This is a genomic window from Sporosarcina thermotolerans (assembly GCF_042658975.1).
Classification (GTDB): Bacteria; Bacillota; Bacilli; order Bacillales_A; family Planococcaceae; genus Sporosarcina; species Sporosarcina thermotolerans.
Genome location: NZ_JBHSRM010000023.1, coordinates 23733 through 39021, shown reverse-complemented (window position 1 = coordinate 39021; position 15289 = coordinate 23733). Strand labels below are relative to the sequence as shown.

At 40.5% G+C, this 15289-nt stretch carries 15 protein-coding genes; all 15 read left to right on the top strand.

Going from position 1 to position 15289, the window contains the following annotated elements:
• The first annotated feature begins 260 nt into the window (after positions 1–260).
• The 15 genes from spoVG to ACFPZG_RS16880 all read left to right on the top strand — a co-directional run bounded on the left by spoVG (position 261) and on the right by ACFPZG_RS16880 (position 15138).
• Positions 261–545: a septation regulator SpoVG gene (gene spoVG, locus ACFPZG_RS16950; RefSeq protein ID WP_283733385.1), complete on the top strand. Its 285-nt coding sequence runs from the start codon at positions 261–263 to the stop codon at positions 543–545.
• A gap of 197 nt (positions 546–742) precedes the next feature.
• A complete protein-coding gene (gene glmU / locus ACFPZG_RS16945) occupies positions 743–2113 on the top strand; it encodes a bifunctional UDP-N-acetylglucosamine diphosphorylase/glucosamine-1-phosphate N-acetyltransferase GlmU (RefSeq protein WP_283733384.1) in 1371 nt (456 codons plus the stop codon).
• Positions 2114–2127: 14 nt separating this feature from the next.
• Positions 2128–3087, top strand: coding sequence for a ribose-phosphate diphosphokinase (locus ACFPZG_RS16940; RefSeq protein ID WP_283733383.1), 960 nt, complete (start codon positions 2128–2130; stop codon positions 3085–3087).
• An 82-nt stretch (positions 3088–3169) separates the two neighbouring features.
• A complete protein-coding gene (locus ACFPZG_RS16935) occupies positions 3170–3805 on the top strand; it encodes a 50S ribosomal protein L25/general stress protein Ctc (protein ID WP_317941333.1) in 636 nt (211 codons plus the stop codon).
• An 82-nt stretch (positions 3806–3887) separates the two neighbouring features.
• Positions 3888–4451 (top strand): aminoacyl-tRNA hydrolase, encoded by a 564-nt coding sequence (gene pth, locus ACFPZG_RS16930; protein ID WP_317941334.1) that lies wholly within the window; start codon positions 3888–3890, stop codon positions 4449–4451.
• A gap of 53 nt (positions 4452–4504) precedes the next feature.
• Positions 4505–4729: an anti-sigma-F factor Fin gene (locus tag ACFPZG_RS16925; RefSeq protein WP_283733382.1), complete on the top strand. Its 225-nt coding sequence runs from the start codon at positions 4505–4507 to the stop codon at positions 4727–4729.
• Positions 4730–4808: 79 nt separating this feature from the next.
• Entirely contained in the window at positions 4809–8342 is a 3534-nt protein-coding gene (gene mfd / locus ACFPZG_RS16920; RefSeq protein ID WP_283733381.1) for a transcription-repair coupling factor, read from the top strand.
• Positions 8343–8429: 87 nt separating this feature from the next.
• The gene (gene spoVT, locus ACFPZG_RS16915; RefSeq protein WP_283733380.1) at positions 8430–8966 is read left to right on the top strand and encodes a stage V sporulation protein T; all 537 of its coding nucleotides are present in this window, start codon (positions 8430–8432) and stop codon (positions 8964–8966) included.
• 136 nt (positions 8967–9102) lie between these two features.
• Positions 9103–9369 carry a hypothetical protein gene (locus tag ACFPZG_RS16910; RefSeq protein WP_283733379.1) on the top strand — a complete coding sequence of 89 codons (267 nt, stop codon included), beginning with the start codon at positions 9103–9105 and terminating at the stop codon, positions 9367–9369.
• On the top strand, positions 9353–9703 hold the full coding sequence (locus tag ACFPZG_RS16905) for a type II toxin-antitoxin system RelE/ParE family toxin (RefSeq protein ID WP_283733378.1): 351 nt from the start codon (positions 9353–9355) through the stop codon (positions 9701–9703). Before ACFPZG_RS16910 ends, ACFPZG_RS16905 begins: the two co-directional genes overlap by 17 nt.
• Positions 9704–10531: 828 nt before the next feature.
• Complete coding sequence (locus ACFPZG_RS16900) at positions 10532–11053, top strand: hypothetical protein (protein ID WP_317941335.1); 522 nt, start codon at positions 10532–10534, stop codon at positions 11051–11053.
• A 76-nt stretch (positions 11054–11129) separates the two neighbouring features.
• Positions 11130–11894: an ABC transporter ATP-binding protein gene (locus ACFPZG_RS16895; protein WP_283733376.1), complete on the top strand. Its 765-nt coding sequence runs from the start codon at positions 11130–11132 to the stop codon at positions 11892–11894.
• On the top strand, positions 11888–12790 hold the full coding sequence (locus ACFPZG_RS16890) for an ABC transporter permease (RefSeq protein WP_283733375.1): 903 nt from the start codon (positions 11888–11890) through the stop codon (positions 12788–12790). Before ACFPZG_RS16895 ends, ACFPZG_RS16890 begins: the two co-directional genes overlap by 7 nt.
• Positions 12791–13463: 673 nt before the next feature.
• The gene (locus ACFPZG_RS16885) at positions 13464–13982 is read left to right on the top strand and encodes a sigma-70 family RNA polymerase sigma factor (protein WP_283733374.1); all 519 of its coding nucleotides are present in this window, start codon (positions 13464–13466) and stop codon (positions 13980–13982) included.
• Complete coding sequence (locus ACFPZG_RS16880) at positions 13975–15138, top strand: hypothetical protein (RefSeq protein WP_283733373.1); 1164 nt, start codon at positions 13975–13977, stop codon at positions 15136–15138. Before ACFPZG_RS16885 ends, ACFPZG_RS16880 begins: the two co-directional genes overlap by 8 nt.
• The last annotated feature ends 151 nt before the right edge of the window (positions 15139–15289 follow it).

Here is a 15289-nt window from a genome sequence, read left to right as displayed (position 1 = left end):
CTCATAGCATAATTTAAGTTAAAGGGTGGTGTGCAAATCACATCACCCCAACATTTGATTTAGAACCAAAATAAATGAGCGGGTTTTTCTCTTTTTTATATGGATTAAAGCGTATTTTGAGTCTATTAAAAAAACTTTTGAAAATAAAAAGGAAAATGATGACTTTTGCAGAATATAGATACTATGCATTGTAAAAACAAAAGCCAGGGCGTTTACTTAGTGCCTAAAGCTGGATGTTATTAAAGGGGAGTGGGAAGAGAATGGAAATAACAGATGTAAGATTAAGGAAGGTAGAAACAGATGGCAGAATGAGAGCTATCGCGTCGATTACCTTGGATGGAGAATTTGTCGTACACGATATCCGAGTCATTGAAGGAAATGAAGGATTATTTGTTGCCATGCCAAGCAAGCGGACTCCTGAAGGAGATTTCCGTGATGTAGCACATCCCATCAACACATCGGCAAGAATGAAAGTTCAAGAAGCGGTTCTGTCCGCCTACCATATGGTTGAGGAAAAAGGGGTATTGGAAGAAGCCGGCGCTTAAGATTAACTTCATAAGAGAAGAAGCAGCAGAACTGGATTTAACCAAATCTTGTTCTGCATTTTTTTGCTATTAGCGCCTAAGAAAAAGTAAAACAACAATATTAAAAGAATTATCCCCGCTTGTCAAGGGGATTTGGTTGAAATAAATAGTATTTTCAGCTATAGTCAATAATGAAATTATGGATGGGGGCCGACCACATGACGAATACATATGCCATCGTCCTTGCTGCAGGACAAGGAACGAGGATGAAATCGGATTTATATAAAGTATTGCACCCGGTTTGTGGAAAACCAATGGTCGAACACGTTGTTGACCATATTATCGGAATCGGAGCCGATAAAATCGTAACGATTGTAGGCCATGGAGCAGAAAAGGTTGAAGAAACGCTTGGTGGGAAAAGCGATTATGCCCTACAGGCAGAACAGCTTGGAACAGCGCACGCGGTTCAGCAGGCGGAAAACCAGTTAGGGAATTTAGATGGAGTCACCATTGTCGTCTGCGGTGATACCCCTCTCATCAAATCGGAAACAATGCAAGCTCTAATCGCTCATCATTCCGAGACAGATGCCAAAGCTACAATCCTTACTGCTTCCGCCGAAGACCCGACTGGCTATGGACGTATCATTCGCGATGCAGAAGGAAATGTCCTTCGCAATGTCGAGCACAAGGATGCTACGGCCGAAGAAAGATCCGTTAACGAGATCAATACAGGTACCTACTGTTTTGATAATCGTGCATTGTTCGACGCTTTGAAAAAAGTGGAAAATAATAATGCACAGGGAGAATACTATTTGCCGGATGTCATTGGTATATTAAGGGCCGAAAATGCTCGCATTTCAGCATATGTCACTGATGATTTCAGCGAAACGATCGGTGTCAATGACAGGGTCGTTCTATCGGAGGCTGAAAAGGTAATGCGCCAACGGATTGCCGAACATCATATGCGTGAAGGCGTTACAATTATCGATCCTAACAGCACCTATATAAGTGCGAATACCACCATCGGCAGGGACACCGTTCTTCAACCTGGAACGATTATCGAAGGACAAACAGTTATCGGTGAAAAATGTATAATCGGACCGAATAGCCATATTGTCAACAGCACAATCGGCAATCATACAACCGTTCATTCGTCAGTCATACGGGACAGCATCGTTGGTTCACGTACGGCAGTAGGCCCGTTCGCACATATCCGTCCGGATTCCAATCTCAGCGACAATGTAAAAATCGGCAATTTTGTCGAAGTTAAAAAGTCAAGGTTAGGTGAAGGAAGCAAGGTGTCTCACCTCAGCTATATCGGAGATGCTGAAGTCGGTGCACAGGTTAATATCGGTTGTGGAACAATCACGGTGAATTATGATGGTAAGAATAAAAATACCACGACAATCGAAGACGGTGCTTTTGTTGGGTGCAATTCGAATCTTATTGCGCCGGTTAAAATTGGAAAAGGCGCTTATGTAGCCGCTGGATCCACTATAACGAAAGATGTCCCAGAAAGTTCACTTGCAATTGGACGCGCGCGCCAGGAGAATAAAGAAGGATACGCAACAAAATTAAATCTTAAATAATCAGGGGGGCCATCATGGCTAATCATTATCCTAATAAAAAGTTGAAAATATTTTCACTCAATTCCAATGAATCACTTGCCCAAGAAGTGGCGGACGAAATCGGACTTCCACTTGGTAAGTGCTCTGTCAAACGTTTTAGCGACGGAGAAGTACAAATTAACATTGAAGAAAGTATCCGAGGCTGTGATGTCTTTGTCATCCAGTCCACCTCCAATCCAGTCAATGATAACTTAATGGAGCTTTTAATCATGATTGATGCCCTGATGCGTGCATCAGCACGTACAATCAATGTTGTCATGCCATATTACGGCTACGCACGACAAGACCGTAAAGCGCGTTCACGTGAGCCGATTACGGCTAAACTGATAGCAAACTTGCTTGAAAAAGCGGGAGCTGACCGCGTAATTGCAATTGACTTGCACGCGCCACAAATCCAAGGCTTCTTTGATATTCCAATCGATCATCTTGTAGCTGAACCAATTCTTACGGAATACTTCAAGAGCAAAGGTTTGGAAGGCAACGATCTTGTCATCGTATCCCCAGACCATGGCGGTGTTACACGAGCTCGTAAAATGGCGGACCGCATGAAAGCACCAATTGCTATCATAGACAAACGTCGCCCACGTCCAAACGTTGCAGAAGTGATGAGTATTGTTGGAAACGTCGACGGGAAGACAGCTATCCTTATCGACGACATTATTGATACAGCCGGAACTATTACAATCGCAGCGAACGCGATTATTGAAAATGGTGCAAAAGAAGTTTATGCTTGCTGCACGCATCCGGTACTTTCCGGTCCTGCTATCGAAAGAATTGACAATTCCCAAATCAAGGAATTGGTCATCACGAATTCAATCGAATTGCCGGAAAGCAAAAAATCTCCGAAAATCAAACAATTGTCGATTGCCAAGCTATTGGGCGAAGCAGTCATTCGTGTATTTGAAGAGAAATCTGTAAGCACATTGTTTGAATAAGCAAGTCAGTAAGTTTCATGTCGTCTGATTTTGGGTATTTCAAGAGTTAGAATAACTTTTTTCAGGAAAGGTGACTACGCAAATGAGTACAGCAATTCAGTCGAAACCAAGAGAAACGAAAACAAGATCTGCTTTATCAGCACTAAGAAACGAAGGGTACATCCCATCGGTGGTTTATGGATATAAAACCGAGTCTACCCCAATTGCAGTAAAAGAGCGCGATCTTATGAGCACTTTACGCGAAACGGGACGAAACGGAGTCATCAAGCTTGATGTGAATGGTGAACAATTGAACGTCGTATTAAGTGATTACCAGGAGGATGCACTAAAAGGAGAAATCCGTCATGCAGACTTCTTGGCGATCAATATGACAGAAGAGCTTGAAGTAGACGTAACGGTGAACCTTGTAGGTGAATCGTTAGGTCAAAAGGAAGGCGGCGTCCTACAACAGCCGAACCATGAAGTGAAAATTAAAGTGAAGCCTTCTGATATACCTGAAGCTTTCGATGTCGATATTTCCGGATTACAAATCGGTGAATCGATTACGGTTGGGGATATCCGAGCGAAGTCGAAGTTTGAAATTATGAATGAAGATGATTTCGGGCTCGTTGTCGTCTCTTCTCCTCGTTCAGAGGATACTGATGGCGACAATCTTCCGGATGCAGAATCTTCACCCGAACTCGTTGGTGGAAACCAAGGGGATAGCGACGAAAATTAATACAAAATGCAACTATTGGAGCGCACGAATTCAAACCCGTGCGCCCTTTTTAACATTCTTTATTAAAAGGAAGATGCGTCGTATGAAAATGATAATTGGTCTTGGAAACCCGGGGAAACAATATGAGAAAACACGACATAATGTTGGATTTGAGGCCGTAGATGAACTAGCAAAGCGATGGAATGCCCCTGCTTGGCAAACGAAATTCAATGGTGCCTACACAATTGTCCATAGCCCAAAAGGCAAAGTAATGCTTGTCAAACCACTAACATACATGAACCTATCCGGTGAATGTGTAGGGCCACTAATGGACTACTTCGATGTCGATCTAAAAGATATTGTCGTCCTTTACGATGACCTCGACCTCACTCCAGGAAAACTGAGATTACGTCAAAAAGGAAGTGCCGGAGGGCATAACGGCATGAAATCGTTAATCGCACATCTCGGAACTGACACATTCAATCGAATCCGTATAGGAATTGGTCGTCCGGGGGGCGGCATGAAAGTTTCCGATTACGTCCTATCTACATTTGGCAAGGATGAACAGCCAATGATTGATGAAAGCGTTGAAAGAAGCGTATCGGCTTGTGTTGCTTGGCTTGACAGTACTTTTCTTGAAGTCATGAACAACTATAACGGTGCTTAAGGAATAATCATCCCTTCATTTGCCTATACTTTGATAAAAAGGGGCCGATGAAAATGGACATTCGATATTCATGTAGACATTGCAATACGGAGGTCGGTAGTATTCCATTCGCTTCCGCTGAGGAAGTTGTCCAACAGTTGAAAAACAGAGAGGACAGCGAACATTTCTTGGAGTACGATAATGACGGTTCAATGACAGTACGATGCATTTGTGAGGAATGTGAAAAGTCGTTAAAAACATTCCCGGATTACTATGCACTAAAGAAATGGCTACAATAGAACGTTCCGCTTTGGCGTCACACGCGCACAAAGCTTTTTTCACTTCAATCTATATACTGCAAAGCGAGGAAAATAATCATTGGATGCGCTCATAGATTTATTTTTAGAAGATAAAGAGATTAATAAGGTGATAGACGAGTTAAAATCAGGCCAGGACCGCCAACTGTTGGCAGGTTTATCGGGCGGTGCAAAATCCGTCTTTTTTAAGGCTGTCCATCTTTCTGCCGCTCGCCCAATCCTTATTATCACTCCAAACATGCTGCAAGCACAGCGTACATATGAGGACCTTGTGAAGACACTTGGTGATTCACTTGTTCATTTATACCCGGCAGAGGAACTGGTCGCTGCCGATTTTTCTGTATCCAGTTTTGACCTTCGAGCAAGCAGGATAGATACTCTCGATCATATGGCGCGAGTTGGAAAAGGAATCTATATTACACCCGTTGCAGGCATGAAAAAACTGCTTCCGCCTAAGGATCGTTGGCTTGAGAATTCATTGACAACCAAGTTAGATGACACAATCGATGTGGATAAATGGATACAAAAACTTGTCGAGATGGGTTACAACAGACAGGATATGGTGACTGCACCGGGAGATTTCGCACTTCGTGGCGGAATATTGGACGTCTATCCGTTGAATATGGAAAACCCGGTCCGCATCGAACTATTCGATACAGATGTCGACTCGATTCGGTTGTTTTCAGCTGATGATCAACGCTCGACCGACAAATTAGATGACGTCTCCATCTTGCCTGCCTCAGAATTCGTTTGGGATTCTGATGAGTTATCACAAATAGCAGAAAATCTTGAAGGTGCTCTACGTTCGAGTATAAAGCGTGTGAAAAGTGACGAGGTGAAGGAATCTCTCACATTGAATATTTCACGAGATATCGACTTATTGAAAGATGGTATTGTTCCTGAAGGAATGATGAAATACGTCTCTCTCGCGGAGCAGGCAACTGCCTTCTTAGGCGATTATTTTCCTGAAGATGGCCTTGTTTTTTTCGATGAAATTGGACGTATCCTTGAGGTATCTACAGCGCTTGAAAGTGAAGAGAAAGAATGGTATTTATCCCTGCTTGAAGAAGGAAAAATTGTTCATGATGCAAGAATTTCCTTCTCATTCGATGAAATGCATAAAATACTCGACCAGAAAAAATCCTATTTATCTCTCTTTGTCCGAACTGTGCCAGGCATCGTCTTGAAAAAGACTGTTTCGTTCTCTTGTAAACCGATGCAGGAGTTCCATGGGCAAATGAATTTATTGAAAAACGAAATGGACCGTTGGCAACAAGGAAAATTCAATGTATTCATCGTTGCGGATGGCGAAGAACGCATGAAAAAAGTCCAAACGATTCTTAGAGATTACGAGATGTCGGCAACTGTGAACGGCAAGCCTTCAGACAATGGTACTATATCCATCATTGACGGCGATCTATCTGCAGGGTTTGAAATGCCATTCCAGCGATTCACTGTGATTACGGATGCCGAATTGTTCAAGGGCAAACCGAAGCGGAAAGCCCGTCCGCAAAAGATGACAAATGCAGAGCGCATCAAAAGCTATTCGGAAATCAAACCTGGCGATTATATCGTCCACGTCCATCATGGAATCGGGAAATATTATGGCGTAGTGACACTTGAAGTGGGCGGCGTCCATAAGGATTATTTAGATATCCGGTACCGCGCGGAGGATAAGCTGTTCGTTCCGGCTGATCAAATCGACTTAATCCAAAAATATGTCGCTTCAGGGGAAAAGGAACCGAAACTTCATAAGCTTGGTGGAGCAGAATGGAAGAAGACAAAGAGTAAAGTATCTTCCGCAGTGAAGGATATCGCTGATGACCTTATCAAGTTGTATGCGAAACGCGAAGCGGAAAAAGGATATGCATTCTCAGAGGATGATGATTTGCTGCGTTCCTTTGAAAATGCATTCCCTTATGACGAGACGGAAGATCAGCTTCGCTCCATTGAAGAAATAAAACGCGATATGGAAAGAGAACGACCGATGGACCGCCTGCTATGCGGGGACGTTGGATACGGAAAAACGGAAGTGGCGATACGGGCTGCTTTTAAAGCTGTAGGAGACGGCAAGCAAGTGGCTTTCCTCGTACCAACGACAATCTTGGCGCAACAGCATTATGAGACGATGAAAGAACGGTTCTCGGGCTTCCCTGTCGAAGTATCGCTTTTGAATAGATTCAGATCGAAAAAAGAACAAACAGAAACATTGAAAGGCTTGAAAGCAGGCACAATCGATGTTGTCGTAGGAACCCATCGACTCCTATCGAAAGACGTGGCCTACAAGGATCTTGGACTGTTAGTTGTTGACGAAGAGCAGCGGTTCGGTGTGACGCATAAAGAGAAACTGAAGCAGCTGAAAACAAATGTGGACGTGCTAACATTGACCGCAACACCAATTCCAAGGACATTGCATATGTCGATGTTGGGAGTCCGTGATCTATCCGTCATTGAGACACCTCCGGCAAACCGTTTTCCCGTACAGACGTATGTTATGGAGCATAATTTTGCGCTTGTACGCGAAGCGATCGAACGGGAGATGGGGCGAGGCGGCCAAGTTTTCTATTTATACAACCGAGTCGAAGACATTACGCGCAAAGTGGATGAAATCAAACAGCTTGTGCCGGAAGCTCGAGTTGCTTTTGCGCATGGGCAAATGGGTGAGTCTGCACTTGAATCCGTCATCCTTAGCTTTCTTGAGGGTGAGTATGACGTGCTTGTCACAACGACGATTATTGAGACGGGAATTGACATACCTAATGTCAATACACTTATCATCCACGATGCGGACCGGATGGGTCTATCACAGCTTTATCAGTTACGTGGGCGTGTTGGACGGTCGAATAGGGTGGCGTACGCCTATTTCCTATACCAGCGTGATAAAGTGCTGACAGAAGTGGCGGAAAGCCGCCTGCAGGCAATCAAGGAATTCACCGAGCTTGGGTCCGGATTCAAAATCGCAATGCGGGACTTGTCAATCCGTGGAGCAGGGAATTTGCTTGGCTCCCAGCAGCATGGCTTCATCGATTCTGTCGGATTTGATCTATATTCGCAAATGCTTCAAGACGCGATTGAAGAGAAGCAGACGGGCATCGTTAAATCCGAAATACCGGATGTCGAAATTTCATTGCCAATTAACGCGTATTTACCGGATTCGTATATCCGTGACGGATTCCAAAAAATCCAGATGTATAAGCGGGTCAAGGCAATTGAAAGTGAGCTGGATTATTCAGAGCTTGTCGATGAAATGACGGACCGCTTCGGCGATTTGCCGCTTGAAGCCGATTTATTGCTTCGAGTCGGAAGAATAAAAGCATGGGGACGCATGGCGGGAGTCGAATCAATTAAAAAACAACGCTCCATCATTGAAATACGTTTAACGGAGGAAGGAACAGCCAAGACTGATGGTGCGAAAATGGTAACGGATTCCATGGAATTCGGCCGCGCTGTCGGCTTTACGATGGAGGAAGGGCGCCTGATTGTTACGGTGGATGAACGGCATACCGGCAAAAAGACCGAATTTGACGTGTTGGAAGAGATGATGCGCATCTTGGCGTCATCCGTAAAGGAAACAATCTCTGCTGATTCCGAGTAAAGGAACTTTTGCATAAAATGACCAAACATGATGCATACTATATCCGAACGGAAGACGGTTTAATTTTTGGAAAGTGAGGCATCATGCATGAAAGCAACAGGAATCGTGCGCAGAATTGATGATTTAGGCAGAGTGGTCATTCCAAAAGAAATCAGAAGGACCCTCCGCATCCGTGAAGGAGATCCGCTTGAAATCTTTACCGATCGGGATGGCGAAGTGATTTTAAAGAAGTACTCCCCAATTTCCGAGCTCGGTCAATTCGCGAAAGAGTACGCAGAAACGCTATACGAAACACTCGGAACACCTGCCATGATCAGTGACAGAGATGAAATGATTGCCGTATCCGGATTATCGAAAAAAGATTACTTGAACCGCCAATTATCACCGGATGCTGAAGAAGTATTAGCCGGCCGCACCCTCATTATAGAAAAGCTTGAAAAAGCGGTGGAGTGGGTGCCAGGACAAGTAGAGCAAGTGAAGTCCTACTGCATTGCCCCGATAGTTGCGGGCGGTGATACAATTGGCGCGGTCTACTTGCTATCGAAAGTCCATTTCCTCGGCGAAGCCGAACAAAAAGCAGCAGAAACCGCCGCGCACTTTTTGGCGAAACAGATGGAACAATGAAAAACAGCCTGCACGTACCGGGAAGGAACTGGTGCGTGTGGGCTGTTTTTTGTTACTTTGAATAGTCGGTCGAACCCATTCATATCTGTTTAACTGTGGTATAATAAAGCTAAGAAATCTATTGGGGTGAGGCGTAATGGGTGCATTAAGTAAAAATGTGAAAGAAGAACTTGCGAATGCCTTGAATGATAAAAATGCAGCAATGTTTGTTGCAGAAGGTAAACTGTTCTCTTTAGAAGTTCATGAACCGCCTTATATGGATGAAGAGTACGATGATTTAGTGAGGAATATCGAAACCTACCCAGAATTAAACGAATCACTCCAACGTTACTATGATAACCCTAACATGCAACGCTTTTCTGCAAAAAAGCTAAAGGAATTGCGGCATGAGAGAAGAAAATAACCAAAGTTATTCGGTTCATTTCACTGAAGAATTCAATAGATGTTTAGATCAAATTCAGACATTCTTTGCGGAACATGGGGAAGAAGTGCTTGAATGGTGGTTTTCCAAAGAGGACTACATGATTGATGAAATTGATCGATTGCTATCTTCTTTTCCGTATGTCGGCAGAATGGTTGAGCAGGGACCTTTTCAAGGCTTGCGTTGTCTTACATACGGAAAGAGCCGACATCGAATGCTAAATTACATTGTTTTTTATGCGGTTTATGAAGATAAAAAGGATATTGATGTTATTAACATTTTGCCAGCACGTTCAAAGCGGCAACGAATAAAATAGTCCAAGGGACAGGAAAGTAGATGGAACAATAAAAAACAGCCTGCACGTACCGGGAAGAATCGGTATGGGTGGGCTGTTTTTTTGCGCAAAATATGTTTTTGTAAAATAAAGGACGACCTCATGTCATATTCTTAAAATTTGTACCACTCGTTGGTTTTTTACCCCTGCCCCGTATTTTGATAATGATATGAGTTATTCCAGTAAAAAAGGGATGAAAAAATATTCAATATACTGTAGTAATCGCCTTTAAAAATACTCTTTTTTGGTTGCTTCGGTGTCAATGCATTTCTGCATCTTATATACGTTGTCTATATGGTGTAACCGTATTCCATAGTGCAATTACTATAAGACGAAGGGGCAATTTAGAAACATAGATACTTTAAGGAGGTATTTAATCTAGCAAAACCGGACTTGCTTGTACACAGCATTTTTGGCCTTTTATATATGGAATATATAAATCTTATTTCATTGATTACCGGAAAGTTAAATCTCAAAACTGCGGTGATGCTATTATATTCGGGGGAAGGTTGGCTGAATCACTATCTATATTGTTGACCACGAAGTTGGAACAACCAATCAACTAAGAAAAGCCGAATTTAACCGTATCCAATTTTTTAAACTTACTTCCTTTCTGATAATCTATTGGTGATTAATTCAATTACTAATTTATTACTTGTGTTTATTTTTCTGTATGTTATGATTTTATTGTATTTAATGAATATTGTACACAAATAGGAGTGGCTTTATAAGAAAAATACCTAATTATAATTACACTATTTCCGTCAAAGTCTATGGAAAACCAATAGTTAGAGGAGGAATTACAAGTTTATGAGAAAGTATTTATCAAAAGTTTTGGTAATCACCGCTTTGTCATTTGGACTGTCATTTGGAGCCTCATCTTTGACGTTTGCAGAACGATTAGATAATGGTGTTCCTGATTCTTCTATCCTTGAATCAGAAAGTTATGTTATTCCAGAAATAAATTCAGTTTCCCCTGACAAAAATGCCTTATTTACTACACAAACTGTTTCGCATAGAAAGCAATATCATAATTTATACGGGATTAATGTTGCAACTCAAATAGCTTATGTACAATGGACATATAACGGAAGCAATATATTAAGTTATGATGCGATTTGGCAAAGCCTTTCGACTGCAATTGGATATGGTTATACTAATGATTCAATTTCTGACAATTGGAACTTAAGAGGGGTCACCGGTGGTCAAGCCAATCAAAGTGTTGAATTTGATAGTGGAATTCCGACCCCATGGGGACACGTCGGAGGTCCCAAATTTACAAGCAGAATAATTACATCAATTTATGGCGATGGCAGTTTCAGCGCATACTAGACTATTAAATTTAACCAGGACCGAGGAACTACAACTCGGTCCTTGTTAATTGCAGAAATAGAGGAGGAAAAAAAAGATGAAAAAACATATTCTTGAAATAAATCAGCTAACGAAAAGTTATTCGAAACAATCTATTTTAAATAATATCAATCTTTTCCTTCAGGAGAAGGATGTATATGCTTTAGTCGGAAAAAACGGCTCGGGTAAAACGACTCTTCTATCTACGATTGCAGGCATTACCAAGCCGAACGCCGGTTCTATACATTTACAACAACCAGATATAGGCTTTCAATCTGTTAGCATTGCTTATCAATCCCCCTCGTTGTATCCTTACTTAAATTGTAAAGAGAATCTGTACTTGCTTACTAAAGAACCTTCTATTGCATTGGAAATCCTAAAAAGATTGAATCCATTGGACAACATACTTGTTAAAAAGGTCAAGAACTTATCATTTGGACAAAAACAACGTTTGGGCCTTGCAATAGCTCTTTCAAAAAGGGCAAGTCTATATTTATTGGACGAACCGTCTAATGGTCTTGATATAGAGTCTTATAATAATTTAATAAAAGTAATTAATGACATGTCGTCAAATGGAAGCACTTTTATAATCGCAAGTCACGAATGGGGTATTATAGAAGAATGTTGCAACCGATTGGGTGTAATTTTTAACGGAACAATTATTAAAGAGCTAAGAACGGAAAGAACTAAATTAACAACAATCCAATTGAAAACCCCAACTACTTTTACTTCTGAGGAATTTAATTCTATGGTTTTTTGTCCAATACGGGAATGGAGAGGAATTTATAATGGTCTTATAAAAGAGAGGGAAGTCATATGTTAGATTCCTATAAACGAGAATGGATAAAACTATTCAAGCATCCTTCTACTATCTGGCTGCTATTTTTTTTCTCCTTATTTATTGTTTACTCCTACGTTAGTGTAGGATTTCAATTTCAAAACCTATTTACCCTCTTTGTAGAAAATAGTATTTTCAATGAACAACAAACAATTGAGTATATTAGAAGATCAGATATCGATGAGCCGTTAGTTGCGCTTTTATATATAGTAAGTCCCTCAATGGCTATGACTTATTCACTGGCAGCCATTAATACAATTGGACCAATTGTTTTTTCGGTAACTGGCGCTTTGTTATTTGGGGTTGAATACCGTCATTCAACGATCCTACAGCTTTGGAATAGCGGGTTAACAAAGGTAGAAATACTTGTAGCAAAACTTTTTAGTTTATTATCTTTTGTAACATTTTTTATTATTATCTATATCATATTAGGCTTCATCATGAGTTATGTCACCCCTATAATATTCGATTTGCCAATGGGTTTAGTTTCTTCGAGGGTGGCAGTTAATTATAGCGTGACATTCCTACAGATTTCGGGAACAATTCTTAGTCTATTATTATGGGCGGTTTTCGCAGCATGCATAACCGTTGTAAGTAAAAGTCTTTCCTCAGGAATAATCGTCGGATTTTTTTATCCTATTATCGAGTCCTCTGTTATGCATAATTGGACAATTGGACAATGGTTTCCTTTGTTTGTACAGAAATCAATGCTTCCAATCTTATTTAAAGAGACAGCTTACGGTGGTATAGTATCATTCTATCCCATGCCTGATACATACACTTTAGCTGAGACATTTATAGGAGTTACAATTTACATTATACTACTAATATTTCTAATGTTGATCGTTTTGAGAAGGCAAAGGATTCATACTTCCAATTAACGAAACTACCCGGACAAAGGAGATTCCAATTGTCGAGTAAAGGGGTTCCCTTCGCAAAGTCATTGCCTCAGGAAATACTGACTATGCAAAAAGTCTGTTGCAAAACAAATAGCAAGTAGTTGATATACATGAACATACACGGAATAAATACAAAGAATACGTAAATTTCTTACAAAAGCAATGGCTTATTCCAATTAGAACACAGGCTTTTTGCAGGATTATACCCTAGGCTCTGTTACAGGGCGTAAAGGGGCCGTAGGAATTTGACAATAACAAAAGGTTATCAGAAGACTTAATATAACACATTACAGTGATGCTTCCTTAATTGTATTTTTGAAACCTAATCGCTACAGGTGGAACAGGATTTTACTGTGGACATGGTAAACCATAATAATGATATTACTAAAAAAATACTTAGGCAATTTAGTATTGTAAAAGCATAACTATCATCATTCAGCCCAATGAATTATGGCGACAAATTTTAATTGTACAGCATGCATTTGCACAGTATTCACAATAAAAAACAGCCTGCACGTACCGGGAAGAATCGGTATGGGTGGGCTGTTTTTGTTTTTTGGAAGTAGTTCCGGGCAAATAAGTTTAAAAGGATTCCGAAAAAGCAAACCCCTGCAGTTTTAGAATCGTTTACTATATAGGGAAAGGGGTTGAAGCTGTGACAGGCACTAATGAATTAAAAGAATTAATGTTTCAATACACGGAGTATTTAATACGACTCGCTTATTATTACGTGAAAGATCTACAAGCAGCAGAAGATATTGTGCAGGAAGTATTCATAAAATTTTACAACAACCAGCATAAATACGAAGAACAAGGCGAAGTAAAGGCCTTTTTAACGAAAATGACTGTGAATAAAAGCAAAGACTATTTGAAGAGCTGGGCCTATAGAAAAATGCAATTGGTAGACAAATTTTTTCCGTCAGAGACCACAAAGGGTTCAGATGATTTGGTTAGAAAAGATGAAGAGACAATAATCGGAGAAGCAATCCTTCAATTACCATTGAAACAACGAGAGGTCCTCATATACTTCTATTTTCACGAAATGACTATCGTTGCGATTGCAAGTCTTTTGGCCATTCCTGAAAGTACAGTAAAAACCCGATTGCGACGCGGTAGGGAGCTATTAAGAAATCAGCTGAAAGGAATTGAATGGGAGGTGCTGTTAAATGGATAAATTCATTCCTACTGAGGTGAAGGATTTAACGGAAAGTAAAAAAAGGGTTATGCGAAACGTTTTGAATGAAGTCCAAAATAGATCAAAGAAACCCAAACATAACTGGAGATATGTCGTAATTGCCGCTGTAGTAACAATGAGCGCAATGTTTTTTGTCTTAAGCGAAGTATTGACTGAAAATGAACCTTCTGTAGCCGAACAACCGTCTCCAACGGAACTAGACATAGATTTCTCAAAACCTGAATTCTCCGAAGAACAAGGGTTATTTTATCTTGATGGCGTAACGTTAGGTGACTCAAAGTCAAAAGTAATCGAAGTCTTTGGTGAGAATTTTACGATCGTGCAAGAGGATGACAGTGAAGCGGACGTTATATTGGATTATGAAGGCCTAGCGAAATTCTCTTTTATTGAAGATAAATTAGATTCAATCGTATTCATGAATGTAGATGAAGATTACCTTATTAAATTATTTAATGACTATGACGGGTTTAAGTTTATAGACTTCCACATTTATGATGATCGTTTTTTCTACTCCAATGGGACCAATCAAATAGTAAGGGCATCACCGCAGCCAATTAACGAAAATCTATCCTTGACACTATCCAATGCAGAACCGCACTGGGAAAAAAAAATAGCGGAAAATCTATATAAGGCACAACAGAATATTAATAATCAACACATTTCTCCAATCAATACGGATATAGATTTCGCTAAACCCACATTTACTGAAGAGGAAGGTTACCTGTATTTTCATGGAGTAACATTAGGCGACTCACCATCAAAAGTAATTGAACTATTGGGTGATAATTATATAATTGGGCAGGCTGATGGAAGTGGATCTGATTTCCTCCTAAATTATGATAGGCTAGCGAGTTTCCATTTTTATAATGATAAATTAGACTCGATTGTATTAATAAAAGTAGATAAAGAGTACTTTGACGCATTATTTAATCATTATGAGGGATTTAAATTTATATATTCAGGGCGTGAGGATGATAACGATCGTATTATCTACTCAGAGGAGACGTATCAAGTAATGAAAGCAACAACACAAACTCCTAATAAAGAACTTTATTTATATATAGGTTATCCTGGCCCGGAATTATGGGATAATCCAGAAATGAAAGGTATTCCGAATCCCTGGGAACAACCTTAAGCGTATGAATCCTGAAAATTTATCTGATTTTACGAAACAAGAAAGTATCTTTTTAAACAACCAATGGAATTGGACAGGTGAAGGAAGCGGATGCTTCATTACCTGTTTTTTTGTTGTCTGAAATACGCATAAATCGATGTATCTGCGCATA